This window comes from Sulfitobacter albidus (assembly GCF_018200035.1).
In the GTDB taxonomy this organism is placed as follows: domain Bacteria; phylum Pseudomonadota; class Alphaproteobacteria; order Rhodobacterales; family Rhodobacteraceae; genus Sulfitobacter; species Sulfitobacter albidus.
In genome coordinates, this window is the sequence record NZ_CP073581.1 from 3232575 (window position 1) to 3257613 (window position 25039).

Below are 25039 nucleotides of genomic sequence, written 5' to 3' on the forward strand. Positions count from 1 at the left end.
GACGGGCGGGCAATAGGACGGCTGGGCGCCGGGTGCAAGCTATTCCTCGACCGTGTACTCGACGAGTTGGGTGCGCTGGATGCGCAGGAAGTTGTCGTCGGAGATCATGGTCAGCCTGAGGTGCCCCGCCGGATCGCGCCAAAGGCTGATGCCTTCGAGGTTGTCGAACCGCGAGGGCGGCGTGGTGAGCAGGACGCTTTCGCGTGCGGGGGCGAGCGTGAACATGCGGATGCGGCTGCGAAAACCGAGCGGGGTCGCGGCGCGCTCCAGCAGCCAATAGCGGCCTTGGTCGTCGAAATCCGCACCGACGGGGCGGAAGGGGCCGCGTTGCGGGATTTTGGCCGTGAGGCGCCAGGCAAAACCGTCGAGCGCGTAGAGCGGGAAGTGCGCGGCGCCTTTGGGGGGCGCCTCGGCCACGGCGTAGAGCGTGCCGTCGGGATCAATCGCCAGCGCCTCAACGCCCGCGTTGTCCTCGACCGGGAAGGGCAGGGGCCATTGCTGGCCAAGCGTGCCTTGGACAATATCCATCTGGCTGACGCGGTGGCGATGCTCGAACGAGACATAGGCAGTACCGTCCGCGCCGATGGCAAGGCCCTCGGCATCGGTGGACTTCTTGGGCAGGCCCGCGCCGATATCGGTGCTGCGGGTAATGGTGAGGCCACGCAGCGCGCCGGATTGGCGCTGCATGTCGACGCTCAGCAGGTGGCCCCGATCTCCGATGATGATCGCGCGGGTGCCGCTCTCCTGCACTTCGATCCCCGACCAGCCGCCGAACCAGTCGTTGGATCCGCGCCAGGGCAGCGCCCCGTCAAACCGCAGCCGCGGTTCGGCGCTGGCGGTGGTCGCCGCCAGAACACAGATCAGCGCCAGGAGCGTTTTCACCCGGCGTCAAGCACCGCTTTGCACTGCACGGGCAGATCGGCCAGCCGCAGCTCGCGCCGGGGTTTGCGCACGACGGGCTTGGCATTCGGATCGGGCTTGGGCGGGTTGAGGATGTTGGCCTGCCATTGGCGGGCATCGGCGCAGCCATCCCCGGCGGGTGGCGGGTTCTGATCGCGGCAGCCCGACGCGCCGGCAGGGCACTTCAGCCGTACGTGGAAATGGTAGTGGTGGCCGTACCACGGCCGGATCTTGCGCAGATAGCTGCGATCGCCTGTTTCATCGTCGCACATCTGAACCTTGGCACCGGGAAACACAAAGATGCGCGCGGTGCGCGGATCCTTGGCCGCTGCCTTGAGGATTTCGTGGTGTGAGCGGGTCCAGGCGTTGTTGACATAGGCGCCATTGGCCCGGCGGGTGGAGATCGACGAGATATTCTCGCGCTGTTGGCGCGTCAGGCTGAGCGATGTGGGTGGCAGCATCCAGATATCGGCATCCAGCCCGATCTGGTGACTGCGGTGACCGGTCAGCATCGGGCCACCGCGCGGCTGGCTGATATCGCCCACGTAAAGGCCGTTCCAGCCGGGTTGCTGCGCGGCGAACTGGCTGAGTTTCTTGACCATGTCGATCATTTCGGGGTGGCCCCAGTTGCGCCCGCGTGACAGGCGCATGGCCTGCCAGGTCGGCCCGCTTTCGGGGAGTTCGACGCCGCCGGCCAGACAGCCCTTTGCGTAGCTGCCGAAGGGGTCGGGCGACAGGTTGGCGCTGGAGGATTTGGTGCCGAACAGCTTTTTCGCCTCGACATTGGCGAGCGGGCCCGCAAGCTCCCCTATGGTGGGCAGATCGGGTTTCTGGGCCGGTGCGCCGCTGATGTCACGGCTGTTGCCGCAGCTGGCCACGATCAGGGTGAGGGCGGCAACGGACAGGATATTCTTCAAGATCATGTGCTGAAATCCCCTTTGGGTTTCACCCATGCTAACAGGATCAAACCGATGATGAACAGCCCCACGATGGGGGTCACGCCCAATTGTTGGCTACCGGTCATTTGCGTGGTCAAGGCGATGAGCGCGGGCGCGATAAACGACGTGGCCTTCCCCGAGAGCGCGTAGAGGCCGAAGGCTTCGGTCATGCGGGCGGGGTTGGCCTGACGGGTCATCATGTTGCGCGACGACGCCTGCAGCGCGCCGCCCGCGCCGCCGATCACGGCACCGGCAAAGAAGAACGCGATGTCGGGCAGCGCCGAGCCATCGGGCACGGGCACGAAGAACACCGACGTGGGGCTGACCGAGACGACCAGCAGCGACACGAGGATCAGCGCCACGTTGCAAAAGACGATGACCGGCATGGGGCCGGTGCGGCGGTCGACCCGCCCCGCGATCCAGCAGAAGAATGCGCCGGAGATCAGCGTGAGGATGCCAAAGATGCCGATCTGCGTGATCGACCAGCCCAGCACCCCCGTCGCGTAGACGCCGCCGAAGGTATACACCCCATTGAGCGCGTCACGGTAGAACATCGACGAGCCGAGATAGGCCAGCAGGGAGGGATGCCGGGGCAGGCCGCGCAGCGTGCGCATCAGATCGCGCATGCTGGCACCGATCCGAACGCGCGCGGCGCCGGTGGGGGTATCGCGGGCCGTCAGGAAGAACGGGATCATGAAGACGATGAACCAAATCGCGGCGAGTGGGCCGACGATGCGGGTATCCGCCTTGGTCGCGGGATCGAGACCGAAGAGCGGGGTCAGCCCCGCCATGGTGCGCCCGTTGCCCGTCGCCTGAAACAGCGCCAGCATCAGCGCCAGCGCCACAAGTCCACCGACATAGCCGAAGGCCCAGCCGGAGCCGGAAATGCGCCCCAGCTCGTCCGGGTTATCATGCAGCTCGGGCAGGTAGGCGTTGGTGAAGATCGTCGCGAACTCCATCCCGATGAGGCCGATGCCAAAGAAGAACAGCGCCCAGGGGACCGAAAACGCCTGTGGCGCGGTCCACCACAAAGCCGCCGAGCCGATGACGTAGAGCGCGGAGAAACCCCAGATCCACGGCAGCTTGCGCCCCGAATTGTCCGCGATGGCGCCAAGGATCGGTGCGAGCACGGCGATGCACAGGCCCGCGATGGCCAGCCCCCAGCCCCACGCGGCCTGAGCCTGCGCGCGGGCGGCGGCGGGCGCCATCCCGCTGTCGATCAGATTGGTCGAGAGCGTGGCGGCGAAATAGGGCCCGAAGATGAAGGTGAGCATCAGCGTGTTGTAGGGTTGGCTGGCCCAGTCAAAGAAGTACCAGCCCCAGATGCGCGCGCGCGGCGATGATTGTGCCATTGTTATGCTCTCCCCGTTGAGAAACGTAGAGCAGCCGGACCGGGATCTGGCAAGCGCGGTTAAATCATGGGTGCACATATTGTTGACAGGGCAAGCATTATTGTGCACTTATTGGCTGAGCGAAGGTGCGCGCTTCAACCTGAGAGTGCATAAGGGCGCGAAAACTGCGGAGGTTAGCCGTGATCAGGGTAATGTATTTCAGCACAGCCACCGGCGCGATGTCGCGCGCGGATATGAGCGATCTGGTCGCCGCGTCTGCCGCGCGCAATGCGGCGCGGGGGGTGACGGGCATGCTGGCCTATAACGGCCGCAATTTTTGCCAGATCCTGGAGGGCGAGGAAGAGACGGTAACCGATCTTGTCTCCGTCATCCGGGCGGATCAGCGGCATGCGGGCTTCAAGGTTTTGGGGCAGAAAGAAATTTCGGATCGCCGGTTCGAGGATTGGTCGCTGCGCATGGTCGACGCGCTTGATTTTTCGGAGGCGGTTCAGGCGATGGACGCATGATCGGGCGCGTCCTGCATCGGCGGCCATGGGCGGGTGGCATCGGCGCGGCGCCAGGCGTCGATCCAATCGGGCACGGGCGGGCTTTGTACCTCTTGCCCAAGTGCCGCGAGCACACGGGGCGGCGCCACGATACCGTTACGATCCGTCACCGCCGCGCGGTATAGTACGTGGCTGGCGCATTCCCCGTCGCGTTTCCACATGGATTGCTCGATGTAGGTAAAGCGGTCGTCCCAGCAGACCGCGCGGCTGCGCATCTCGAACGCCTCAAAGCAGTGGATGCGGCGGCGAAAGCGCACGTGTGAACCGGCCATCGTGAGCGCCCAACGTTCGCGCCGCAGCACGCCGATCAGCCCGCTGCGTTGCGCCAGCCCGATGCGCCCCAGATCGTAGAGGGTGAGCGTGCGGCCATTGTTCATCTCGAGGAACGCATCAAGATCCTGCGGCCAGCAGATGTGGCGCGAGATATGGGTGTCGGTCAGGGACGCGAGGCGCGGCTGGCGACTGGCGAGAAACATATCCTTGGCGAGGCGCGCGAATGGGAACATGGGCAAACTCCTTTGCCCTCAGATGCCTTGCGGGGAGGCGGCGTCAACCATGGACCTTGCGGCACTCTTGTCCTTTGCGGGCGTCTTGCCTATCTCAAAGGCGGACATGCGCGAGGAGCCCGCCCGATGACGTCGATTTACCAGATCCTGATGCTGCTGCTCGATATCCTGTGGTTTTTCATCATTGCGCATGTGGTGATGTCATGGCTCATCAATTTTCAGGTGCTCAACCTGCGCCAGCCGCTGGTCGCGCAGATCTGGACCGGCATCAATCGGCTGCTGGAACCGATCTATGCCCCGATCCGCCGCGTGCTGCCGAACATGGGCGGCCTCGATCTGGCGCCGCTTGTCGTGCTGATCGGTGTGGCGATCGCGCGGATCGTTTTGCAGAATAACGCGGCGGCGTTCTTTTAGGCAGGCGGTGTGCAGAGGTATTTTGGAAAGGGTGCAGGGGGGTGTTGCCCCTGTGCCGGTGATGTGGGATTCTTGCGGCAACTGATTTCCTGACAGGTTTGCCCATGCCCGCCGCCGACGCGCTGCTGAAAGATATCTTTGGATTTGATGGCTTCCGCCCCGGGCAGGAAGAGATCGTGCAAGCCGTGACCGCAGGCGAGAACGTGCTGGCGATCATGCCAACGGGGGGTGGAAAATCCCTGTGCTTTCAATTGCCTGCCTTGATGCGGGAGGGGGTCACGGTGGTAATCTCACCGTTGATTGCGTTGATGCGCGATCAGGTGCGGGCCTTGCAGGAAGTGGGCGTGGGCGCGGGCGCACTGACCTCTGGCAACACGCCCGAGGAGACGGATGCCGTGTGGGAGGGGCTGGAGGCGGGCACGCTGAAGCTGTTGTACATGGCGCCCGAACGGCTCGCCTCGGGGGCGGCGATGGGGATGTTGCGGCGCGTGGGGGTGCGGCTGATTGCCGTGGATGAGGCGCATTGCGTGAGCCAGTGGGGCCATGATTTCCGCCCCGATTACCTGCGCATCGGCGAGCTGCGGCGCACGCTTGACGTGCCATTGGCGGCGTTCACCGCCACGGCGGATGCGGAGACGCAGGCCGAGATCGTGCAAAAACTGTTTGACGGGCAGGCGCCGCGGGCCTTTCTACGCGGCTTTGACCGGCCCAACATTCATCTGATGTTTGCGGCCAAGAACGCTCCGCGGGCGCAGATCCTGAACTTTGCCGCCGCGCGGCGCGGGCAATCGGGGATCGTCTATTGTGGCACGCGGGCCAAGACCGAAGGGCTGAGCCGCGCGCTCAACGAGGCGGGGCAGACCGCGATCCACTATCACGGCGGCATGGATCCGGAGGATCGGCGCATCGCCGAGACACGGTTTCAACGCGAGGACGGGTTGATCGTCTGCGCCACGGTGGCGTTCGGCATGGGCGTCGACAAGCCAGACATTCGCTGGGTCGCGCATGCCGATCTGCCCAAGAGCATCGAGGCCTATTATCAGGAAATCGGCCGCGCGGGCCGCGACGGCGCACCCGCCGAGACGTTGACGCTGTACGGTCCCGAGGACATTCGCCTGCGGCGCAACCAGATCGACGAGGGGCTTGCCCCGTCCGAGCGGCGGGCGGCGGATCACGGGCGGCTCAATGCCTTGCTGGGGCTGGCGGAGGCACTGAACTGTCGGCGGCAGAGCCTGTTGGGCTATTTCGGCGAGACGGAGATCACCTGCGGCAACTGCGATCTGTGCGACACCCCCGCCGATACGTTTGACGGCACCACGGCGGTGCGCAAGGCTTTGTCGGCGATGCTGCGCACCGAGGAATGGTTTGGCGCGGGGCATCTGATCGATATTCTGCTGGGCGCCGATACGGACAAGATCCGTCAGCGGGGGCACGACGGGCTGCCGACCTATGGCGTCGGCAAGGAATATTCCAAGCCGCAGTGGCAGGCGATTTTCCGGCAGATGATGGGGCATGATCTGGTGCGTCCCGATCCCGAACGCCACGGCGCATTGCGCATGACCGATGCGGCATTGCCGATCCTGCGCGATGAGACGTCGATCACGCTGCGGCGCGACACGATCAAGGCGGCGGCGGTGCGGCGCCCGGCGGTCAAGGCGATGGTGAGCGAGGAGGACGCGCCATTGCTCTCGGCTCTCAAGGCCAAGCGGCGCGGTCTGGCGGAGGCGGCCAAAGTGCCGGCCTACGTGATCTTTACCGACCGCACGCTGATCGAGATGGCCGAGCGGCGCCCGGCCACGCTGGACGATATGGCGGGGGTTGGCGGCGTTGGGGCAAAGAAGCTTGAGAAATACGGGCGCGCGTTTCTGGACGTCATCAACGGCGCGTCCGAAGAGATGCACCCGCAGCGGCGCAAGCTGGCGGGGCGCGACGCAGGCGCCGTCTACGATCAGCTGATGGCCGCGCAGCAGGAGCTGTCGCGCGGGCCGATGGGTACGGACCGGTTGCTGAGCTGCACTGCCTCGCAGCTGGCGAAGGTGGCGCAACTGCGCGGTGCCGATGCGGGCGCGTTGGAGCGGGTGCTGGGCGAAAAGCACGCGGAACGATTTGGCGCGGCCTTTCTGGACGTGCTGCGCGCCGAGGACTAGGTAGAGCGCAACAGCCACAGGAGACCCCCCATGCTCGTCGTGATTTCCCCCGCAAAACGGCTCGACTGGGCCGAGCGTTCGGTCGAGACGACCGCGCCCGCCTACGCCGAGGACGCGATGCGTCTGACCCGCACGGCGCGCAACCTCACGCTGGGGGATCTGAAATCGCTGATGGGGTTGAGCGATGATCTGGCGCGACTGAACCGGGATCGGTTCAAGGCCTATGAGGCGGAGCCGTCTGCGGATCTGACGCGCCCTGCAGCACTCGCGTTTGCGGGTGATACCTATCAGGGTCTGGAGGCGGCGACGCTGGACGGTGACGAAATGGCGTTTGCGCAGGATCATCTGCGGATCCTGTCGGGGCTGTACGGGCTGCTGCGCCCGCTGGATGCGATCCAGCCCTACCGGCTGGAGATGGGCAGCAAGCTGAAGACCCGGCGGGGCAAGAACCTGTATGACTATTGGGGCAGCGAACTGGCCAAGGGGCTGAATGCGCAGGCCGAGGCCACGGGCAGCGAGACGTTGGTGAATTGCGCAAGCCAGGAGTATTTTGGCGCGGTCGATCTCAAGGCGCTGAAGCTGCGGGTGGTGACGCCGCAGTTCATGGAGGACAAGGACGACGGCAAGGGCCCGCGCATCGTGAGCTTTTTTGCCAAGCGCGCGCGGGGGGCGATGGCGCGGTTTATCGTGCAGAACCGGATCGACAGCGATGCGGGGCTGCTGGAATTCGATCTGGGCGGCTATGCCCATGCGCCGGAGCTGTCAAAACCTGACGCGCCGGTATTTCTGCGGCCCTACCCGGCCTCCTGAGCGGGGAGGAGGTCGCGGGTGCCTTCGGGGCGGGCGCGGCGGACGTGATCGAGGATTTCATCGCGTTTGAGCGGTTTGGTCAGGTAGTGATCCAGCCCGGCCTTTAGAATGGATTTGTCGTCGTCGGGCAGTGCGTGCGCGGTCATGGCGACGATGGGGGTGTGTTTTCCGGTCTGACGTTCGATCTTGCGGATTTCCTGCGTGGCCTGTTTGCCATCCATACCGGGCATCGAGATGTCCATGAACACCAGATCGGGGCGGAAGGTTTTGTACAGCTCAACCGCTTCGGCACCGTTGGCGGCCATCTCAAGCTCGATATCATAGGCGGCGATCATCTTGCTGAACACAAGCTGGTTGGTGCGGTTATCCTCGGCGGCCAGCACGCGCATGCGCCGCGGGGGCGCGCTGCTGGGTCCGCGCGGGGAGAGTTGTTCGAGCGTATCGAAAAGCACTTGACGCGGCAGCGGTTTTTGCAGGGCGTGCGACAGGGCGGCGGCGCGCAGATCCTCCTTGATCCCGGCAAGATTGGCGGTGATCAAAACCACGGGCGCGGCGTCGTGAAACGCCTCCGCGAGTGCGAGACCGTCGAGATGCGGCAGCTTGTGCTCGGTCAGGATGAGGTCGTAGTCGGTGGGATCAAGGGCCAGCGCGTCGGCGCTGTCGCAGACGCCGGTGACATCAATGCGCAGCTGCGCCAACTGACGGCTCAGGATCTCGCGGTTGGCGGCGATGTCGTCGACGATCAGCACGCGGCGCAGCCCTTCGGGGAGTTCGGGGTAGGTGACGTTGAGCGGGCCATCCGCCGCCAGCTCAAGTCGGAAGCCAAAGCAGGAGCCCGCGCCCTCCTCGGACGTGACCCAGATCTCGCCTTTCATCATCTCGACAAGCCGTTTCGTGATCGCGAGGCCAAGGCCGGTGCCGTCAAACTGGCGGTTGCGTTCGTTTTCGACCTGATTGAATTCGCCAAAGATATGCTGCGTCATATGCGCGGGAATGCCGATGCCGGTATCCTCGACCGCCACATGCACGGCGATGGTATCTGTCTGCGGATTTGTCACGCCGGTGATGCGCACCATCACGTGCCCTTCGGTGGTGAACTTTACCGCGTTGCCGATGAGGTTCGTCAGCACCTGCCGGATGCGGCCCGCATCGCCGCACATGCGCGTGGGCAGGAACAGATCGTAGTCCAGCAACAGATCCAGCCCCTTTTCGCGGGCCATGGGTTGCAGGAGCATAATGACCTCCTGACAGGCGCGTTCCAGATCGAAGGGGTCTGAATTGAGATCGAGCTTGCCCGCCTCGATCTTGGAGTAGTCGAGCACGTCGTTGATGATGACCAGCAGCGCCTCACCGGAATTGCGGATCGTCTGCACGAACAGGCGCTGTTCTTCGTCGAGCGTGGTGTCGCGCAACAGATCGGCCATGCCGACGACGCCGTTCATCGGCGTGCGGATCTCGTGGCTCATGTTGGCGAGGAAGGCCGATTTAGCGCGGTTTGCGGCTTCGGCGGCTTCCTGCGCGGCCTTCAGCTCGCGTTGGTAGGTGATGCTTTCGGTGATATCGAGGCCAAGCGAGACCATGTCCCCGCCCGGCCCGCGCTGATCGACCAGCTTGATATAGTTGCCGTTCCACAGCTGAATCACTTCCGATGGCGGGCTACGCTCCTGAAAGCGGGCGAGCATACGGCGCCGCCAGCTGGTCGCCTCCTCCCCGCCCAGATCGACGATGCCCTCGTCGGTCATCGCCTGAAGGATGGTGACGTAGTTCACACCGGGCCGGATCATTTCCAGCCCGTCAAAGATCGCAAGATAGGACTGGTTTGCCATGATGAGGTGATTGTCGCTGTCAAAGAAGGCGAAACCGTCGCGAATCGTCTCGATGGAGTGCCACAGGCGGCGCTCGACCAGCGCGATCTTCTCCTGTGCGGCGCTGAGATCGGATTTAACCTTTTGGTTCTCGCCGCGGATCGATTCGACCAATGCGCGGGTATCGACGATTTCATCGGAGAGTTCGCGCGTGCGTCCGCCAAGCTTGCGATTGGCGGCAAAAAGCTCTGCTTTCTTGAGTTCCAGCATCCGCTCCGCAGCAAGACGGCCGCGCCGCTCCTGCGTCAGTTTTTGCTGCAGACTCATTGCGTGGCTTACCTCCTGCGACGTCCCCTTCCTTTTGCCCGGCCAGAGTAAACAGGCGATTAAGTCGCGTGGCGCTTGCCCGAATGGGGCTTCGCGTGCCAGCCTTCAGAAGATCGGCACGCACGGGAGAGAGATGATATGGCGCGGGTTCACGGGATTGCGGCGGGTCTGATGGCCCGGGTTCTGATGGTCCTGTGCCTGACGGCCGGGGCGCTCTGGGCGCAGGATCCGCTGCCCGCCGAGCGTTATGTGCAAAGCCTTGATACGGATTTTCCGGGGGCTGATCTGGGTCCGTTGTTCGATACCTCGGCGGCGGCCTGCCAGCGGGCGTGCAGCGCACGGGCCGCATGTGCCGGGTATACGCATAACACCCGCTCGAACGCGTGCTTTCCCAAGGCGTCCGCGGATGTGGCGGCACCCTTTGTGGGGGCCGTTTCAGCGCGCAAGGTCGTGACCCCCGATGCGGCACAGACCCTTGCGCTGCTGCGCATCGCCGATCTGCCGCCGACACGGGCGGAGGACCTGGCGCAGGCGCGTGCGTTGGTCGGTACACTGGCACAACAGACCCCGGCGGGTGGCCTGCGGCTGGAGGACGTGTTGCGCGCCTATGAGGTCGCCCGCGCCGATGGGGTGCGCGACCGGATGCTGCTGCACGCAACGCAGGCGGTGGTCCTGCGTGACGCGAGCGCCGACTGGGCGCGGTTCGCGGAAATGGGCCTTCTGCCCGGCGAGGGTTTGCCGCGTGACCGTGCACGCATGCTGCGGCGCCAGACAGTGCCCGCTGCGCTGAACGCCTATCTGCGCGCGGAGGGGGTGCAGGCGCAGGCAGAAGCGCTCGATCTGCTGGCGCGTGCGTATGAGGCGAACGGGCGGGGGCGCGAGATGATCGCCCCGCTGCGACTGGCTGAGCGCATCGCGCCGGGCGTGGGAACCGCGCGGGCGCTGGAGGCGGCGATTGCAAAATACGGCTTTAGGGTCGTCGATACGCGAGTCGAATACGACAGTGCCCGTCCGCGCCTGTGCGCCGTGTTCTCGGAGCTGCTGGCGCCGCGCGGTACGGATTTTGCGCCCTACGTGCGGCTCAACGATCCGCGGCTGGTGGTGTCTGCGTCCGAGCGGGAATTGTGCATAGACGGCGTCACCCATGGCGCGCGCTATAGCGTGACGCTGCGGCGGGGGCTGCCTGCGGCGAGCGGGGAGGTGTTGCACCGCGACACGCCCGTGACGCTGTATGTGCGCGACCGCGCGCCCACGGTCCGCTTTGCCGGGCGGGCCTACGTGCTGCCGCGCGGCGGCGACGCGGCGCTGCCGGTCGAGACGGTGAACACCGATGCGGTGGAACTAGTGCTGCGCCGGATCAGCGACCGCAGCCTGCTGCGCGCCATGCAGGAAAGCTATTTCGGGCGCCCGCTGAGCAAGTATCAGGAGGACGCCTTTGCCGATACCATCGCGCAGGAAATCTGGCGCGGCACCGGAGACGTGCAGAACACGCTGAACGTGGCAATGACCACGCGGTTGCCACTGGCGGAGGCGCTGGCCGACCAGCCGCCCGGTATCTATGCGCTGAGTGCCGCCATCGCGGGGCAGGATCCCTACGATAGTCCCGCCGCGACGCAGTGGTTCATCCTCAGCGATCTGGGGATCAGCAGTCTGACCGGCACCGATGGGCTGCACGTGGGCGTGCGAGGGTTGGGTGATGCGCAGCCGCGCGCGGGGGTCACGGTGACGCTGATCAACCGTGCAAATGCGGTGCTGGGCACGGCGCAGACGGGCGCCGACGGGCGCGCGCATTTTGCCGCCGGCTTGATCCGGGGTGAGGGGGCGGCGGCACCTGCGCTGATCCTGGCCGATGCGGGCGGGGAGGACGCGGCCTTTCTGTCGCTGCGCGATCCGGCGTTCGATCTGTCCGACCGGGGCGTGGAGGGCCGCCCGCCCAGTCCGCCGATCGATACCTTTCTGACCACCGACCGCGGCGCCTACCGCCCCGGTGAGGTCATTCACGCGACGGCCCTGACCCGCGATGCAGCGGGGCGGGCGGTGAACGGTCTGCCGCTGGTGGCGGTGCTGACGCGTCCTGACGGGGTGGAGCATGCCCGCACGCTGAGCCAGAACGCGCGGGCGGGCGGCCATGTCTTTGCGCTGCCGCTCGATGCGCGGGTGCCGCGCGGGGCGTGGCGGCTGGACATGATCGCCGATCCGGCGCTGGGGCCGCTCGCCTCGACCACGGTGCTGGTCGAGGACTTCCTGCCCGACCGCATTGCGTTCGAGATGTCGCTGCCCGATGAGATGCGCCTGCAAGCAGGCCAGCGGGCCGGGGTCAAGGCGCGGTATCTCTTTGGCGCGCCGGGTGCGGATCTGCGGGTCGAGGGGGAGGTGCGGCTGCGCCTGCAACGACGGCTCGAGGCTTATCCGGGCGCATTCTTCGGCCGCCACGACGCGCAGTTCGACACGGCGACGGCGGCGATTGGCGCCACACAGACCGATGCGCAGGGCCAAGCAATCGTTGATCTGCGCCTGCCACAGGTGACACCGCCGCCCGCGACGCCGCTTGAGGCCGTGGTGCGGCTGCGCGTGGCCGAAGGATCGGGCCGCGCGGTGGAGCGCGAGCAGACGCGCGTGATCGTGCCGGACGGCCCGATGATCGGCATCCGCCCGGTGTTCGACGGGCCGTTGCCGCAGGGAGGCGAGGCGGCGTTTGAGCTGATCGCAACCGGCGGTGAGATGCCCGCGCAGGTGACCTTCAACCGGGTCGAGACGCGCTATCAGTGGTTCCGCAGCGGCGGGCGTTGGAGTTGGGAGCCGATCACCCGGCGCGTGCGTGTGCAGACCGATGAGGTGACGCTGTCCGGAGCGCCGGTGCCGCTGCGCCTGCCGACAGACTGGGGGCAATATGAGGTGGTCGTGCAAAGCGTGGCAGCGCCGCAAGTGGCAAGCTCGATCCTGTTTACTTCAGGCTGGGGGGGCGATGGCGCCCGTGATACGCCTGACGCGCTGCCGGTGACGCTTGACCGCGAAAGCTATGCCGTGGGGGAGACCGCGACAATGCGGTTCGAGGCGGAGGCGGACGGGGTCGCGCTGGTGTCGGTGCTGTCGAACCGGGTCATCGCGCAGCGCAGCGTGCCGGTGACGGCGGGCGATGTGGCGATCCCGCTGACAGTGACGCAGGAATGGGGCCACAGCGCCTATGTTACCGCCACGCTGATCACACCGATGGACCGGGCGGCGGGGCGCAATCCCGCGCGCCGTCTGGGGCTGGCCCATGTGCGGGTAGCACCCGTGGGCAAGGTGTTGGACGTGACGTTGGACGCGCCGGCGGAGGTTGACGGGCAGGCAGGCATCCTGCGTGTGCCGGTGCAGATCGACGGGATCGCGGCGGGGGAGACTGCGCATCTCACACTCGCGGCAGTGGATGTGGGGATTTTGAACCTCACCGCATTCGAGCCCCCCGATCCGGGCGCGCATTACTTTGGTCAGCGCCGTTTGGGTGTCGGGATGCGCGACCTCTACGGGCGGCTGATCGACGGGCTGAACGGGGCGATGGGGCAGGTGCGGTCGGGCGGCGATGCCGTCACGGCACCGGGCGCGCAGGCACCCCCGCCGACCGAGGCGCTTATGGCGCGGTTTAGCGGGCCGGTCACAGTGGACGCGCAGGGCCGCGCGACGATCGAGATCGCGCGCCCGGCCTTCAACGGGACGATCCGCCTGATGGCGGTCGCGTGGAGCGACAGTGGCGTGGGCCATGCGGTAAGCGATGTGGTCGCGCGTGATCCGGTTGTGCTGACCGCAAGCCTGCCGCGCCTGCTCGCGCCGGGGGATGAAAGCCGCCTGCTGCTGGAATTCACCCACACGCGGGGCGATACGGGGCCGATGGCGCTGCGGGTGCTGGCCGATGCAGGCGTGGCCGTCGGCGCCGTGCCCGAACGGATCGAGGTGCTGGCGGGCCAGACCGTGCGCGTGCCTGTGGATTTGCGCGGGCGCGAACCCGGCGATCATGAGGTGATTGTCACGCTGACCCCGCCGGAGGGCGATCCGCTGACCCGCCGCTACACGCTGCCGGTGCGCAACAATGATCCGGCGACGGCGGTGACGCAACGATTTAGCCTTGGGGCGGGCGAAAGCTTTACCTTTGACAGCGCGGTCTTTGCCGATCTGAGGGCGGGCACGGCCTCGGCCACGCTGACGGCGGGTCCGTTGGCGCGGCTGGATGTGCCGGGGCTGCTGCGCCAGCTCGACCGCTACCCTTACGGCTGCTCGGAACAGGTGACATCGGCGGCGCTGCCGCTGCTGGCGATGGGCGATCTGGCGGGGCAAAGCGGGATCGACGCGCCCGCACGGCTGCGTGAGGCGGTGGACCTGCTGGCCGCGCGGCAGTCGGGCAACGGCGGATTTGGCCTGTGGGGGGCAGGATCGGGGAACCTGTGGCTCGATGCCTATGTCACCGATTTTCTGACCCGCGCGGCGGACGGTGGCGTGAGCGTGCCCGCGCGCGTGCGCAGTCGGGCGCTGGATAACCTGCGCAACGGCGTGAATTTTGCGCCGGACTTTGATCTGGGCGGCGAAGGGATCGCCTATGCGTTGCTGGTCCTCGCGCGGGCGGGTGCAGCGCAGATCGGGGATCTGCGCTACTACGCCGATGCGAAGGCCACGCAATTCGCCACGCCGATGGCAGCAGCGCAGCTGGGCGCGGCGCTGGCATCCTACGGGGATCCGACGCGGGCGGATGCGATGTTTACGCGGGCGGCGTCGTTGCTGGCGCGGCGCGGGGATCCGTCCCGCTGGCGCGATGACTTCGGCAGCGATCTGCGCGACCGGGCGGCGGTGCTGCATCTCGCGGCGGAAGCGGGAAGCGAGGCGGTCGACCGCGACGCGCTGGCCGGGGATCTGGGCCGCGTGACGCGGGCCTTGTCCACGCAGGAGGCCGCCCATGTGGCGCTGGCCGCGCGGGCATTGCAGGGGGCGCCCAGTGATCTGCGCCTTGATGGCGCCCCGGTGCAGGGCACGGCGATCAAGATCCTGCGCGACACCGCGCCGCAAAGCCACAGGCTTACCAACGCGGGCGACACCCCTGTCGATGTGACCGTCACCACCCTTGGCGTGCCGGAGGTGCCGCCAGAGGCGGGCGGGACGGGGTATGCCCTGCGCCGAACGCTCTATACCCTGCAGGGAGAGCCTGTCAGCGGCCCGGTCCCTTCGGGCGCGCGGCTGATCGTGGTGCTGGATCTGCAACCCTTCGAGAGCACCGGCGCGCGATTGATGATCGACGACCCCCTGCCCGGCGGCTTTGAGATCGACAATCCGAACCTGTTGCGGTCGGGCGATATTGCGCAATTCGACTGGATCACAGCCGCCACCCCGCGCCACGTGGAGTTCCGTGCTGACCGGTTCCTTGCGGCGATTGACCGGCGCGATGCCGACCCGGTGCAGCTGGCCTATGTCGTGCGCGCGGTGACGCCGGGCAGCTACCATCACCCGGCGGCGCTGGTCACCGACATGTACCGGCCGGCCTCGCGCGCCACGACAGGCACCGGGCGGGTCATCGTGACACCGTGAGCCGGGCGCTGCTGCTTTGCGCCCTTGCGCTGTGGGTGGGGGCCGCGGCGCGGGACGGGGTCGACCATTGGGTGGCGCGCACGGTGCTGCCGCCGCTCATCGCCGAGACAAGCGTCGAGGTCAGCGACCGCGACGGGCGCCTGATGCGTGCCTATCCGGTTGAGAACGGTCGTCTGCGCCTTGCCGTGGGGGCGAGGCAAGTCGATCCGCGATTTATCGAGATGCTGATCGCCTATGAGGACAAGCGATTTTACGAACACGCGGGCGTGGACCTGCGCGCGTTGCTGCGGGCCGGCGGGCAAATGCTGTGGCACGGGAAAATAGTGTCCGGAGGATCGACGTTGAGCATGCAGGTCGCGCGATTGCTGGAGAATTCGGGCACCGGATCGGCGGGCGGCAAACTGCGGCAGATCCGCGTCGCACTGGCGCTGGAGCGGCGGCTGGGCAAATCCGAGATCCTCGCGCTCTATCTGCTGCATGCGCCCTACGGTGGGCGGATCGAGGGGGTGCGCGCGGCGACGCTTAGCTGGTTCGGGAAGGAGCCCGCGCGGCTGACCGATGCCGAAGCCGCACTGCTGGTGGCGCTGCCGCAGGCGCCCGAGGCGCGCAGGCCCGACCGGCATCCGCAGGCTGCACGGGTGGCGCGTGCGCGGGTTTTGCAGCGGGTGGGGTTGGCGCCCGATCCGCGCCACGCCGGGGTGCCCCGCGCGCAGCGCTCCCTGCCCCGTGCGGCGCCACATCTGGCCGATACCCTGCGCGCGCGCGATCCGGCGCGGCGTCATCACCGCACGACCCTCGATCTGGATGTGCAAACGCGCATGCAGGCGCTGGCCCGCCGGGCGGTTTCGGGGCAGGCGCCGGGGGTATCGGCGGCGATCGTGGTTGCGGATCATCGCAGTGGTGAAATCCTGGCCCATGTCGGCGGCCCTGCCTACGCGCCGGAGGGGGGTGCAGGATTTGTCGATATGGGGCGTGCGCTCCGCTCACCGGGGTCGACGCTGAAACCGCTGGTCTATGCGCTGGCGTTCGACCGGGGGCTGGCGCATCCCGAGACGTTGATCAACGATGCGCCGGTTCAGTTCGGCGTCTATGCACCGCAGAATTTTGACGGGCGGTTTCGGGGCATGGTGACCGCGCGCGCGGCGCTGGAGCAGTCGCTGAACATCCCGCCCGTGCTGCTGCTGGATGCGGTGGGGCCCGCGCATCTGATGGCCGCGATGCGTCGGGCTGGGGCGCAGGCCGTGATCCCTTCCGGGCAACCGGGCCTGGCGGTGGCGCTGGGCGGTGTCGGGATCAGCCTGCGCGATCTGGTTCAGATCTTCGCCGGGCTTGCGCAGGGCGGGCAGGCGGTGACGTTGCGCAGTGGCGGGGCGGAGATGGTCACGCCAGATCGGATCGTCTCCCCCGCCGCAGCGTGGCACGTGGGGCAGATCCTGTCGCAGATCGCGCCGCCGGCGGGGCGCGCCGCGCACGGGGGCGAGATCGCGTATAAGACCGGCACGTCCTACGGGCACCGCGATGCCTGGGCGGTGGGGTTTGACGGGGCGCATGTGGTCGGTGTCTGGCTGGGACGGCCCGATGGCACCCCGGTGCCGGGGGCTTTCGGCGGCGCGTTGGCGGCCCCGATCCTGTTCGAGGCTTTTGGTCGGATTAGCGCCATGCGCGCGCCCCTTGCCCCGCCACCGCCAGAGACGCTGATCGTGGGTACTGCCGATCTGCCGCTTCCGCTGCGGGAATTCCGCAGTCGCGGGGCGGGCATGGCGGAGGATCCCGACCGCCCGGTTGTTACCTTTCCACCCGCCGATGCGACGCTGGCGCGCAGTGGCTTTGGTGTGCCGCTTAAACTGGCGCGGGGCGCGTTCCCGATGGCGGTTCTGGTCGACGGCCGCCCGGTGCTGACGGATGTGCGCAGCCGCGAGATTTTGCTGGACCTCGATACCCCCGGTTATACCCGTATTTCGGTCATTGACGCGGCGGGGCGCAGCGCGTCGGTGCGGATCCGGCTGGACTGAGCCTGCGGGCGCGGTCAAAGTGCGGTCATGTCGCTGGCGTTTTCCGTTCTTCCGCTGATCTTTGTGATTGCCGCAGGCTACGGCCTTGGCAAATCAGGGCTGATCCCGCGCGAGAACTGGGGCGGGATCGAGGCGCTATCGTTTCGCGCGTTGATCCCGGCGATGCTGGTGCTGGCCATCGCGCAGACCGATCTGTCGGTGGCGCGCTACGGCGGGTTTGCGGTGGTGTTGCTGGGGGTTCTGGCCTGTCTGGGCGGGCTGGCGCTGGTGGTCTGGCGGCTGACGGGGATGAGCCGGGCCAGCGCCGGATCGGTTTTTCAGCTGTCGGTGCGCTGGAATGCCTTTGTCGCGCTGGCGGCGGCGGATGTGTTTCTGGCCGATGGCATCGCGGTGCTCGCGATTGCGATTGCACTGCTGATCCCGACAATCAACGTGGCCTGCATTGTGGTGCTGGCGGCCCTTGGCCCGGCGCAGGCGGGTCCGGGGCAGATCGCGCGGACCGTGTCGCGCAACCCGCTGGTGATCGCCTGCGCCATCGGGCTGGCGCTGAACCTGTCGGGGGTCACGCTGCCCGAGAGCGTTGCCAGCGCGCTCGACATGATCGCGCGCGGAGCGCTGGCGGTGGGGCTGATGGCCATCGGGGCCGGTATCAGCCTGCGGCGGCTTGCGACGCTTGACGCACGCGTGGGTGTGAGCGTTCTTTTGCGGCCCGTGATCGGGCCGGTGCTGTTTGCCGGGCTGGGGACGCTGTGGGGTCTGCCCGCGATGCAGCTATTTGCCGGGGTTCTGGTGTTCGCGGCACCGGCCGCGTCAAACGGCTATATCATCGCCAAGCAGATGGGCGCGGATGCCGAGCTGTATGCCGATGTGATGACTTGGCAGGTGGTGCTGTCGATGCTGTGCCTGCCGATCTGGGCGGCGCTGCTGCTTTAGCGGGCGGGGCCGCCAGCGCACAGTGCTACACGGTCAAAGCCGCAGCGTGGTCGTCCGGTGTCAGCGCGCGCACCGTCACCTGGCTCAGCGCCGCCCCTCGCGCAGCCACGCCGCAGTGATGAGCCCCGCGCTCAGCAACAGGACAAGCCAGCCGGGCAGCAGTGGCGTCTGCCGCACATCGAGTGTCTCGTAGGCATCGCGGCGGGTGAGGCCGATCCAGCCGCGCCCGGCGGCGGGGCGACCGGCGTTCACATTGCGGATCCGGGGGACACCGTCGGTGAGGGTGAGCGCCCCGCCGCGCAGTGACGCGACCTGCGACGCCAATGGCTCGGCGCTGGCGATGGTGTCGACAAATTCGCGCGGGGCGGCGGGGCCAAGGCCGATCACACTGGTCTGATCGCCGTTCTCAAGCCGGTAGAGGCCGATTTCAGGCCCGGTGAACACGGTCTCGAACCGGCCCGGCGCGGCTTCGTCCAGCGTTAGCTCGGTCACGGTGCCGTCGGGGCCGGTGATCGTGAGCGGCGGCACCTCGGCGCTGAGCGTGCGGCGCTGGATGCGCATGGTCTGCCCTTCGGCGGTGGCGGTCAGGGCTTCTTCCTCCAACTCCGGTTCGCCCATCATCCAATGGGCCAGACGGCGCAGCAATTCCAACTGCGGGCCGCCCCCTTCGTAGCCGCGGTTCCACAGCCACGCGTGATCGGAGGCCAGCAGCGCCACGCGCCCCTCGCCCACACGGTCAAGCACCAGCAGGGGGCGGTCGTCGATCCCGGTCATTACGGTATCGCCCGAGGTTGCCGTCACCTCGATCTGGCGCAGCCAGCGGCCCCAGTCGCCGTTCTGCGGCAGGCCCTGGGTCACGGGGTGGCGTTCGCCCAATTCGGGCACGACCGGCAGATAGGGTTCTTCGAGCACGCGGGCGGAGGGGGTGGCGGGCACCACATCGCCCAGGGGCGTGCGGAACAGGCTGTCGGCGCTGGCAAAATCCGGCCCGGCAGAGACCAGAACTGCGCCGCCGCCGCGCACGTATTGCGCGATGTTCTCAAGGTAGAGCGACGGCAGGATGCCCCGCCGTTTGTAACGGTCAAAGATGATCAGATCGAAATCCTCGATCTTTTCCATGAAAAGCTCGCGCGTGGGGAAGGCGATGAGCGACAGCTCGTCCACCGGCACGCCATCCTGTTTCTCGGGCGGGCGCAGGATGGTGAAATGCACCAGATCGACGGAGCTGTCGGATTTCAGCAGGTTGCGCCACGTGCGCCCGCCCGCGTGCGGCTCCCCACTCACCAGTAGGACGCGCAGACGATCCCGTACGCCGTTCATCTGGATCACGGCGGCATTGTTGCGGTCGGTCAGCTCGCCCTCGGCCTCCGGCAGGGAGAAGCGGATCACGTTGCGCCCGCCGTGGGGCAGGGTGATGGGCAGCTCAAGATCCTCGCCGATGGGCACGGTAAAGCGCTGTGCGGGGTCTGCGTCGATGGAGATGTCGAGCTCGGTCTGGGTCACACCTGCCGGGGCGGCCCCCAGATCGTCGATGCGCAGGGTGAGGGTCACAGGCTCCCCGATGATCGCAAAGGCGGGGGCGCCCAGAACGGTGAGGCGGCGGTCCCAATCCTCCTCCCGCCCGCTGAGCAGGACGTGGAAGGGGGCGGGCACGTCGACGGGCAGATCGGCGTCATGCGCCCGCCCGTCGGTCAGCGCGATCACCCCGGCGATCCGCGCGCGCGGCTCTTCGGCGAGCGCCTCTGACAGCGCGCTCATCAGCTCGGTCCCGGCGTCATTGGCGCCGTCGGGCACGGTGATGCGGCGCAGCTCTGTATTCTCGCGCGCCTCGATGGTGGCGGCGAGGCTGTCGGCGGCCTGCGCGGTCTGATCGGCGCGGTCCGACAGGCGCTGGCTGGCGCTTTCGTCTTCCAGCAGGATCACGATATCGCTGAGCGGCGCGCGGTCCTCTTGCAGCAGCGAGGGGCCGGAGAGGGCGGCGAGCACGACCAGCCCAGCCAACCCGCGAAAGCCCCAGCCGCGCAGGCCGCGCAGCAGCGCCAACATCACGCCGATGGAGGCGATCACGGCAACCATGACCAGCAGCGGCCACGGCACAAGCGGGTCGAAGACGATCGAAGAGGTCATTGGCCCAACCTGTCCAGCAGCGCAGGCACGTGCACCTGATCGGATTTATAATTCCCGGTGAGCACGTGCATCACCAGATTGACGCCAAAGCGGTACGCGATCTCGCGCTGCCGCTCGCCGCTGAACCCCCGCCCCACGGGCAAAAGCGGTCCACCGCCACTGTTCACGGCCCAGGCCGACGCCCAATCGTTGCCGCCGATGACCACCGGCGTCACCCCGTCGTTGAGATCGCGGAACGGCATGCCTTCGACCTCTTCGGCGGCGGGATCCGATGCCTCAACCCAGACATCGCGGCTGTTGTGGCGGCCGGGGAAGTCTTGCAGCAAATAGAAAGTGCGGGTGAGGACGTGATCGGCGGGCACCGGCTCCAGCGCGGGAATGTCGAGCGGGGCGGCCAACGCCTGCAGCTTGCGCCCGTTCGGGCTGGATGCGCCAAAGCGCGCGGTGTCCGCGTCGCGCGTATCAAACAGGATCAGCCCACCCGACCGCAGATAGGCGTTGAGCTTGGCGTAGGCCTCTGACGACGGCGTGGGTTGGCTGGTCGTCACGGGCCAGTAGAGGATGGGGAAGAACGCCAGCTCGTCAGTCTCAAGATCGACGCCCAGCGGGGTGGCGGGTTCGACCGAGGTGCGGAAAAACAGCGTGTCGCTGAGGCCGGTGAGGCCCGCCAGCGCGATCTCGTCGACCTGAGGGTCACCGGTGATGACATGGGCCAGCACCAGCTCGGATGTGGCGGTGAGGGCCAGATCATCCGCATCGCTCTGCGCATCGGCGGGGGCAGGCAGCAGCAGAAGCGCCAGAAGTGCTGCGGCGGTGGCATTGCTGCGCCCCAGAAGGCGGCCGGAGAGCGCCAGCGACGCCACCACATCGGCCAGCAGGATCAGCACAGCGAGGCTCAAGAGCCAGCCCGCGATGGGTTGCTCGGGGGCGACAGCGAGGCCGCGCACGGGAATGCGCGCGGGCCAGCTGGCGGGGGTCAGCACCGTGTCGGGCGTGAGCACGTTGCGCGCCATGCGTCGGTCGCCCGACGCATAGAGCCCCGGTTGCAGCGCGGGGCCGGTGGGCGCAGAGATCAGCGCCGCCCCGTCAACACCGGGCAGGGTGCCGGCATCTTCGAGCAGGCCAAACCCGTTGAGGGTGCGCTGCGGCGTCCAGGTGGTGCCTTCCATCGCATCGGCATCGGCGGTGGCCGCGCTGGAGGAGGTGGCAAGACGCTCCATCATTTCGACAAACAGACCCGACAGCGGGAGCGACGACCACTCGGCGGTGGCGGTGACGTGGAACAGAACGATCTGGCCCTGGCCCACAGTCTTGCGCGTTACCAGCGGCGTGCCGTCGGTGAGCGCGGCGATGGACCGCTCGGCCAGCGTGGGATCGGGTTGCGCCACGACCTGCGCGGTGACGGTGACGTCGTCCGGCACGGTGAGGCCAAAGAACGGCGAGCCCTGGGAGAAGGGCGCCAGCGCCTTTGGCTCGCCCCAGCTCATAGCGCCGCCGACGCTGCGGCCACCCTCGCGCAGGCGCACGGGCATAAGCGGGTCTTCGTCCCGGCGGGAGATGTCGCTGGCGGCGATGCGCGGCCCGGCAAAGCGTACGAGCATGCCGCCGCCCTCGATCCATTCGGTGAGCGGGGCGGCCTCGGCTTCGGCCAGCGTCGCCACATCGGCCAGCACGATCACGTCGGGGTTGGCGGGCAGCACGTCGCTGAGCGATCCGTCGATCAGATCGGCGGTCGGTGCCAGCGCCTGTTCGATGTAGTGCAGGGGTGAGAGAAGCTCCAACGCTTCGCGGTTTTCGCGCGATGAGATCAGCGCGACCTCACGCCGCCGTAGCCCGTCGTCCGTCAGCGTGCTCGCCCCGGCAGAGCGTTGGCCCGCGATGTCGAACCGCGTAATGCGCGCGCGCAGCTCTGACGGCAGCACGATGGCGGTCTCGGCCTCGGTCTCGCCTTCGGCAAATGTCGCGGGGGCAGAGGCGAGGGTGCGCCCGTTGCCCGCCGGATCGCGGCCGAGCGCTTGAATGATGACCTCTCGTTCCGGCCCCGGCGCGGCGCGCAGCACGCGCAGTTGCACGGCGCCGTCGGCGTAGGTGGCGGGCGCGATGGCCAACACGTTGATGGCGGTCTGATAGGCCTCGACCGTGCCGCGATCCTCGAAGGTCGCCAGCAGATCGTCGCGCCCGTCGTAGGCGAGCGTGTCGCTGAACCACAGCGTGTCAAAGGCGCCGATATCGGCGACGGCGGCCTGCGCCTGCGCGATCATCTCGGCGTTGGGCTGCCAGGGGGCGGGGGCCAGCCCAGCCAGACGGTTTTGCCAGACGTCAGCGGCTTGAAACACCGGCGCCTCAGGCCGCGTGAGGGTGAGAAAGGCGACGGTGCGATCCTGCCGCGCGGCGCGGGTCAGCTGGGCCGATATCGCCTCTTGCTGCTGCGGCCAGCGGGTGGCGCCTGCCCATGTGCCGTCGAGCACGAAGAGAAGCGGGCCGTTGCCCTCGGTCTGCTCTGCCTCGGGGTTCAGCACGGGGCCGGCGAGCCCCACGATAATCGCGGCGACGGCCAGCATGCGCAGCAGCAACAGCCACCACGGCGTGCGGTCGGAGACGGTTTCGTCGTCCTTGAGACCCAGCAGCAGCGCCACACCGGGAAAGCGGCGACGGATCGGCGCGGGGGGCACGGCGCGCAGCAAAAGCCACAGGATCGGCAGGGCCGTAAGCGCGAGCAGGAGCCAGGGTGCCGTGAAACCGATGCCGCCGAGTACCGTCATGCCGCCGCTCCCCGCGCGTCGAGCGCGCCGTATAGCCACAGCAAACCGGCCTGCGCGGTGCTGTCGGTGTGATGCACGCCGTAGTGCCAGCCGGTCAGCTGGCACAGCGCTGCAAGCTCTGCCTTGCGCGCGGCGAGGCGTTCAAGATAGCGGTCGCGCAGGTCGTTCGCCTTGAGCGTCTCGTGGCTGAGCGTGCCGCCGACGCTCTCGAAAATGGTGCGCCCGGAGAAGGGGAATGCTTCCTCCGACGGGTCGAGGATATGGCACAGAACACCGCGCACGCCGCGATCTGCGGCCTTGGTCAGCGCGGTGCGCACGCCGTCGATCTCGCCCATGAAATCAGAGATGAACACGGCGCGGGCGTGCGGGATCATCGCGCGGTGTTCGGGCGGGGCGAAATCGGCGTCGTCATCGCGGCTGAACATCTCGGCCAGCGCCATGACCTGCGCGCGGCCCGCACGGGGCGGCAGGGCGGTGCCGGTCAGCCCCACGCGCTCGCCACCGCGCTGCATCAGGATCGCCAGCGCCAGACCCAGCAAGCGGGCGCGGTCGATTTTCTCGGGGTGCGCTGGATCGGAGGTGAACCGCATTGACGCGCCCTGATCGACCCACATCATCACCGATTGCGCGATTTGCCATTCGCGTTCGCGCACGAATTCCGTGTCGCCCATGGCCGAGCGGCGGTGGTCGATGGCGCGGCGGCTGTCGCCCATCTGCGCCGGGCGGTACTGCCAGAAATCGTCACCAGCGCCCGCCCGCCTGCGCCCGTGCGCGCCCAGCAGAACCGCACCCGCCAGATGCTCCGCCCGCGCAAGCAGCGCGGGGAAGCGGGCGGCCTCTGCCTCGGATCGTGCGCGCAGGGTGACGGGGTCGCTCACGCCACGGCGGCCTTGCCGGGTGCGAGGCTTGCGGCGGTCTCATCGATGAGGGATTTCAGGCTGTCGCCGCGTGCGCGTGCGGCAAAATTCAGCGCCATGCGGTGCGTGAGCACCGGGCGGGCCATGTCGATCACATCCTCCGCCGAAGGGGCCAGACGCCCCTGCAACAAGGCCCGCGCGCGCACGGCCAGCATCAACGCCTGCGCGGCACGGGGGCCGGGGCCCCATGCAACGGTCTCGCGGACCCGCGCGCTCACGCCGTCCTCTTCGGGACGGAAGGCACGCACCAGATCCAGGATCATCTCGACCACGGACTCGCCGACGGGCATCCGGCGCAGCAGGCGCTGGGCGTCCAACAACTCCCCTGCGGTAAAGACCGCGACCGCCTGCGCCTCGGCTTCGCCGGTGGTGGCGATGAGGATATCGCGTTCGGTATTCCGGTTGGGATAGGGCACGTCGATCTGCACGAGGAAACGGTCAAGCTGCGCTTCGGGCAGGGGATAGGTGCCTTCCTGCTCGATCGGGTTTTGCGTGGCCAGCACGTGGAACGGCAGGCCCAGCGGGCGCGATTGGCCCGCAACAGTGACTGTTTTTTCCTGCATCGCCTGTAGCAGCGCGGATTGCGTGCGCGGGCTGGCGCGGTTGATTTCATCGGCCATCAGCAGCTGACAAAACACCGGCCCCTCGACAAAGCGGAACGCGCGGGAGCCGTCGGCGGCGGTGTCGAGCACTTCGGAGCCGAGGATGTCGGCGGGCATCAGATCGGGGGTGAACTGCACCCGCTTGCCATCCATGCCCATGACGGTGCTGAGGGTTTCGACCAGACGGGTTTTGCCAAGGCCCGGAAGGCCGATCAGCAGGCCATGCCCGCCACACAAAAGCGCGGTGAGCGTCAGTTCAACCACCCGTTCCTGCCCGATGAAACGGGCGGTGATGGATTTGCGGGCTTCGGCCAGCTTGTCCCCAAGTGCTTCGATCTGTGCAACCATGTCTTCGGCTGCGGTTTGGTCTGCCTGGGTCATGACTTCTCCGC

General features: G+C 67.5%; 16 protein-coding genes. 7 read left to right on the forward strand and 9 right to left on the reverse strand.

Annotated elements, in window-relative coordinates:
• Nucleotides 1–39: 39 nt before the first annotated feature.
• The 3 genes from KDD17_RS15845 to KDD17_RS15855 are packed head-to-tail and all read right to left on the reverse strand — an operon-like array spanning nt 40 to nt 3190.
• Nucleotides 40–882, reverse strand: a complete 843-nt coding sequence (locus tag KDD17_RS15845; protein WP_212704543.1) for an esterase-like activity of phytase family protein — start codon at nt 880–882, stop codon at nt 40–42.
• The gene (mepA, locus tag KDD17_RS15850; protein ID WP_212704544.1) at nt 879–1823 is read right to left on the reverse strand and encodes a penicillin-insensitive murein endopeptidase; all 945 of its coding nucleotides are present in this window, start codon (nt 1821–1823) and stop codon (nt 879–881) included. The genes KDD17_RS15845 and mepA overlap by 4 nt, the downstream gene beginning before the upstream one ends.
• Nucleotides 1820–3190, reverse strand: a complete 1371-nt coding sequence (locus tag KDD17_RS15855; protein ID WP_212704545.1) for an MFS transporter — start codon at nt 3188–3190, stop codon at nt 1820–1822. The genes mepA and KDD17_RS15855 overlap by 4 nt, the downstream gene beginning before the upstream one ends.
• 191 nt (nt 3191–3381) lie before the next feature.
• Here KDD17_RS15855 and KDD17_RS15860 point away from each other — a divergent pair, with 191 nt between their 5' ends.
• On the forward strand, nt 3382–3696 hold the full coding sequence (locus KDD17_RS15860; protein ID WP_212704546.1) for a BLUF domain-containing protein: 315 nt from the start codon (nt 3382–3384) through the stop codon (nt 3694–3696).
• Here the strand turns inward: KDD17_RS15860 and KDD17_RS15865 are convergent.
• Nucleotides 3678–4241, reverse strand: coding sequence for a thioesterase family protein (locus KDD17_RS15865; protein ID WP_212704547.1), 564 nt, complete (start codon nt 4239–4241; stop codon nt 3678–3680). The two genes, KDD17_RS15860 and KDD17_RS15865, sit on opposite strands and share 19 nt — an antisense overlap.
• Nucleotides 4242–4367: 126 nt before the next feature.
• Here KDD17_RS15865 and KDD17_RS15870 point away from each other — a divergent pair, with 126 nt between their 5' ends.
• The 3 genes from KDD17_RS15870 to yaaA all read left to right on the forward strand — a co-directional run bounded on the left by KDD17_RS15870 (nt 4368) and on the right by yaaA (nt 7612).
• A complete protein-coding gene (locus KDD17_RS15870; protein ID WP_212704548.1) occupies nt 4368–4655 on the forward strand; it encodes a YggT family protein in 288 nt (95 codons plus the stop codon).
• Between the two features lie 104 nt (nt 4656–4759).
• The gene (gene recQ / locus KDD17_RS15875) at nt 4760–6802 is read left to right on the forward strand and encodes a DNA helicase RecQ (RefSeq protein ID WP_212704549.1); all 2043 of its coding nucleotides are present in this window, start codon (nt 4760–4762) and stop codon (nt 6800–6802) included.
• A gap of 30 nt (nt 6803–6832) precedes the next feature.
• Nucleotides 6833–7612 carry a peroxide stress protein YaaA gene (gene yaaA / locus KDD17_RS15880; RefSeq protein ID WP_212704550.1) on the forward strand — a complete coding sequence of 260 codons (780 nt, stop codon included), beginning with the start codon at nt 6833–6835 and terminating at the stop codon, nt 7610–7612.
• Here the strand turns inward: yaaA and KDD17_RS15885 are convergent.
• Nucleotides 7597–9744: a response regulator gene (locus KDD17_RS15885; protein WP_212704551.1), complete on the reverse strand. Its 2148-nt coding sequence runs from the start codon at nt 9742–9744 to the stop codon at nt 7597–7599. The two genes, yaaA and KDD17_RS15885, sit on opposite strands and share 16 nt — an antisense overlap.
• Nucleotides 9745–9915: 171 nt before the next feature.
• On the opposite strand from KDD17_RS15885, the gene KDD17_RS15890 reads away from it, so the two are divergent.
• The 3 genes from KDD17_RS15890 to KDD17_RS15900 are packed head-to-tail and all read left to right on the forward strand — an operon-like array spanning nt 9916 to nt 18239.
• Nucleotides 9916–15294, forward strand: coding sequence for an alpha-2-macroglobulin family protein (locus KDD17_RS15890; RefSeq protein ID WP_212704552.1), 5379 nt, complete (start codon nt 9916–9918; stop codon nt 15292–15294).
• Complete coding sequence (gene pbpC / locus KDD17_RS15895; RefSeq protein WP_212704553.1) at nt 15291–17306, forward strand: penicillin-binding protein 1C; 2016 nt, start codon at nt 15291–15293, stop codon at nt 17304–17306. The genes KDD17_RS15890 and pbpC overlap by 4 nt, the downstream gene beginning before the upstream one ends.
• A 27-nt stretch (nt 17307–17333) precedes the next feature.
• Nucleotides 17334–18239 (forward strand): AEC family transporter, encoded by a 906-nt coding sequence (locus tag KDD17_RS15900; RefSeq protein WP_212704554.1) that lies wholly within the window; start codon nt 17334–17336, stop codon nt 18237–18239.
• Between the two features lie 84 nt (nt 18240–18323).
• Here the strand turns inward: KDD17_RS15900 and KDD17_RS15905 are convergent, their stop codons facing one another.
• The 4 genes from KDD17_RS15905 to KDD17_RS15920 are packed head-to-tail and all read right to left on the reverse strand — an operon-like array spanning nt 18324 to nt 25028.
• Nucleotides 18324–20366 (reverse strand): glutamine amidotransferase, encoded by a 2043-nt coding sequence (locus tag KDD17_RS15905; protein WP_212704555.1) that lies wholly within the window; start codon nt 20364–20366, stop codon nt 18324–18326.
• Entirely contained in the window at nt 20363–23128 is a 2766-nt protein-coding gene (locus KDD17_RS15910; protein WP_212704556.1) for a DUF4159 domain-containing protein, read from the reverse strand. The genes KDD17_RS15905 and KDD17_RS15910 overlap by 4 nt, the downstream gene beginning before the upstream one ends.
• Nucleotides 23125–24006, reverse strand: coding sequence for a DUF58 domain-containing protein (locus KDD17_RS15915; RefSeq protein WP_212704557.1), 882 nt, complete (start codon nt 24004–24006; stop codon nt 23125–23127). Before KDD17_RS15915 ends, KDD17_RS15910 begins: the two co-directional genes overlap by 4 nt.
• Nucleotides 24003–25028 (reverse strand): AAA family ATPase, encoded by a 1026-nt coding sequence (locus KDD17_RS15920; protein ID WP_212704558.1) that lies wholly within the window; start codon nt 25026–25028, stop codon nt 24003–24005. Before KDD17_RS15920 ends, KDD17_RS15915 begins: the two co-directional genes overlap by 4 nt.
• Nucleotides 25029–25039: the final 11 nt, after the last annotated feature.

Excerpts from the sequence above, each read along its gene's own strand:
- mepA (WP_212704544.1), bottom strand. The coding sequence starts at position 1,823 with ATGATCTTGAAGAATATCCTGTCCGTTGCCGCCCTCACCCTGATCGTG.
- KDD17_RS15855 (WP_212704545.1), bottom strand. The coding sequence starts at position 3,190 with ATGGCACAATCATCGCCGCGCGCGCGCATCTGGGGCTGGTACTTCTTT.
- KDD17_RS15860 (WP_212704546.1), top strand. The coding sequence starts at position 3,382 with ATGTATTTCAGCACAGCCACCGGCGCGATGTCGCGCGCGGATATGAGC.
- KDD17_RS15865 (WP_212704547.1), bottom strand. The coding sequence starts at position 4,241 with ATGTTCCCATTCGCGCGCCTCGCCAAGGATATGTTTCTCGCCAGTCGC.
- KDD17_RS15870 (WP_212704548.1), top strand. The coding sequence starts at position 4,368 with ATGACGTCGATTTACCAGATCCTGATGCTGCTGCTCGATATCCTGTGG.
- recQ (WP_212704549.1), top strand. The coding sequence starts at position 4,760 with ATGCCCGCCGCCGACGCGCTGCTGAAAGATATCTTTGGATTTGATGGC.
- yaaA (WP_212704550.1), top strand. The coding sequence starts at position 6,833 with ATGCTCGTCGTGATTTCCCCCGCAAAACGGCTCGACTGGGCCGAGCGT.
- KDD17_RS15885 (WP_212704551.1), bottom strand. The coding sequence starts at position 9,744 with ATGAGTCTGCAGCAAAAACTGACGCAGGAGCGGCGCGGCCGTCTTGCT.
- KDD17_RS15890 (WP_212704552.1), top strand. The coding sequence starts at position 9,916 with ATGGCCCGGGTTCTGATGGTCCTGTGCCTGACGGCCGGGGCGCTCTGG.
- KDD17_RS15900 (WP_212704554.1), top strand. The coding sequence starts at position 17,334 with ATGTCGCTGGCGTTTTCCGTTCTTCCGCTGATCTTTGTGATTGCCGCA.
- KDD17_RS15905 (WP_212704555.1), bottom strand. The coding sequence starts at position 20,366 with ATGACCTCTTCGATCGTCTTCGACCCGCTTGTGCCGTGGCCGCTGCTG.
- KDD17_RS15910 (WP_212704556.1), bottom strand. The coding sequence starts at position 23,128 with ATGACGGTACTCGGCGGCATCGGTTTCACGGCACCCTGGCTCCTGCTC.
- KDD17_RS15920 (WP_212704558.1), bottom strand. The coding sequence starts at position 25,028 with ATGACCCAGGCAGACCAAACCGCAGCCGAAGACATGGTTGCACAGATC.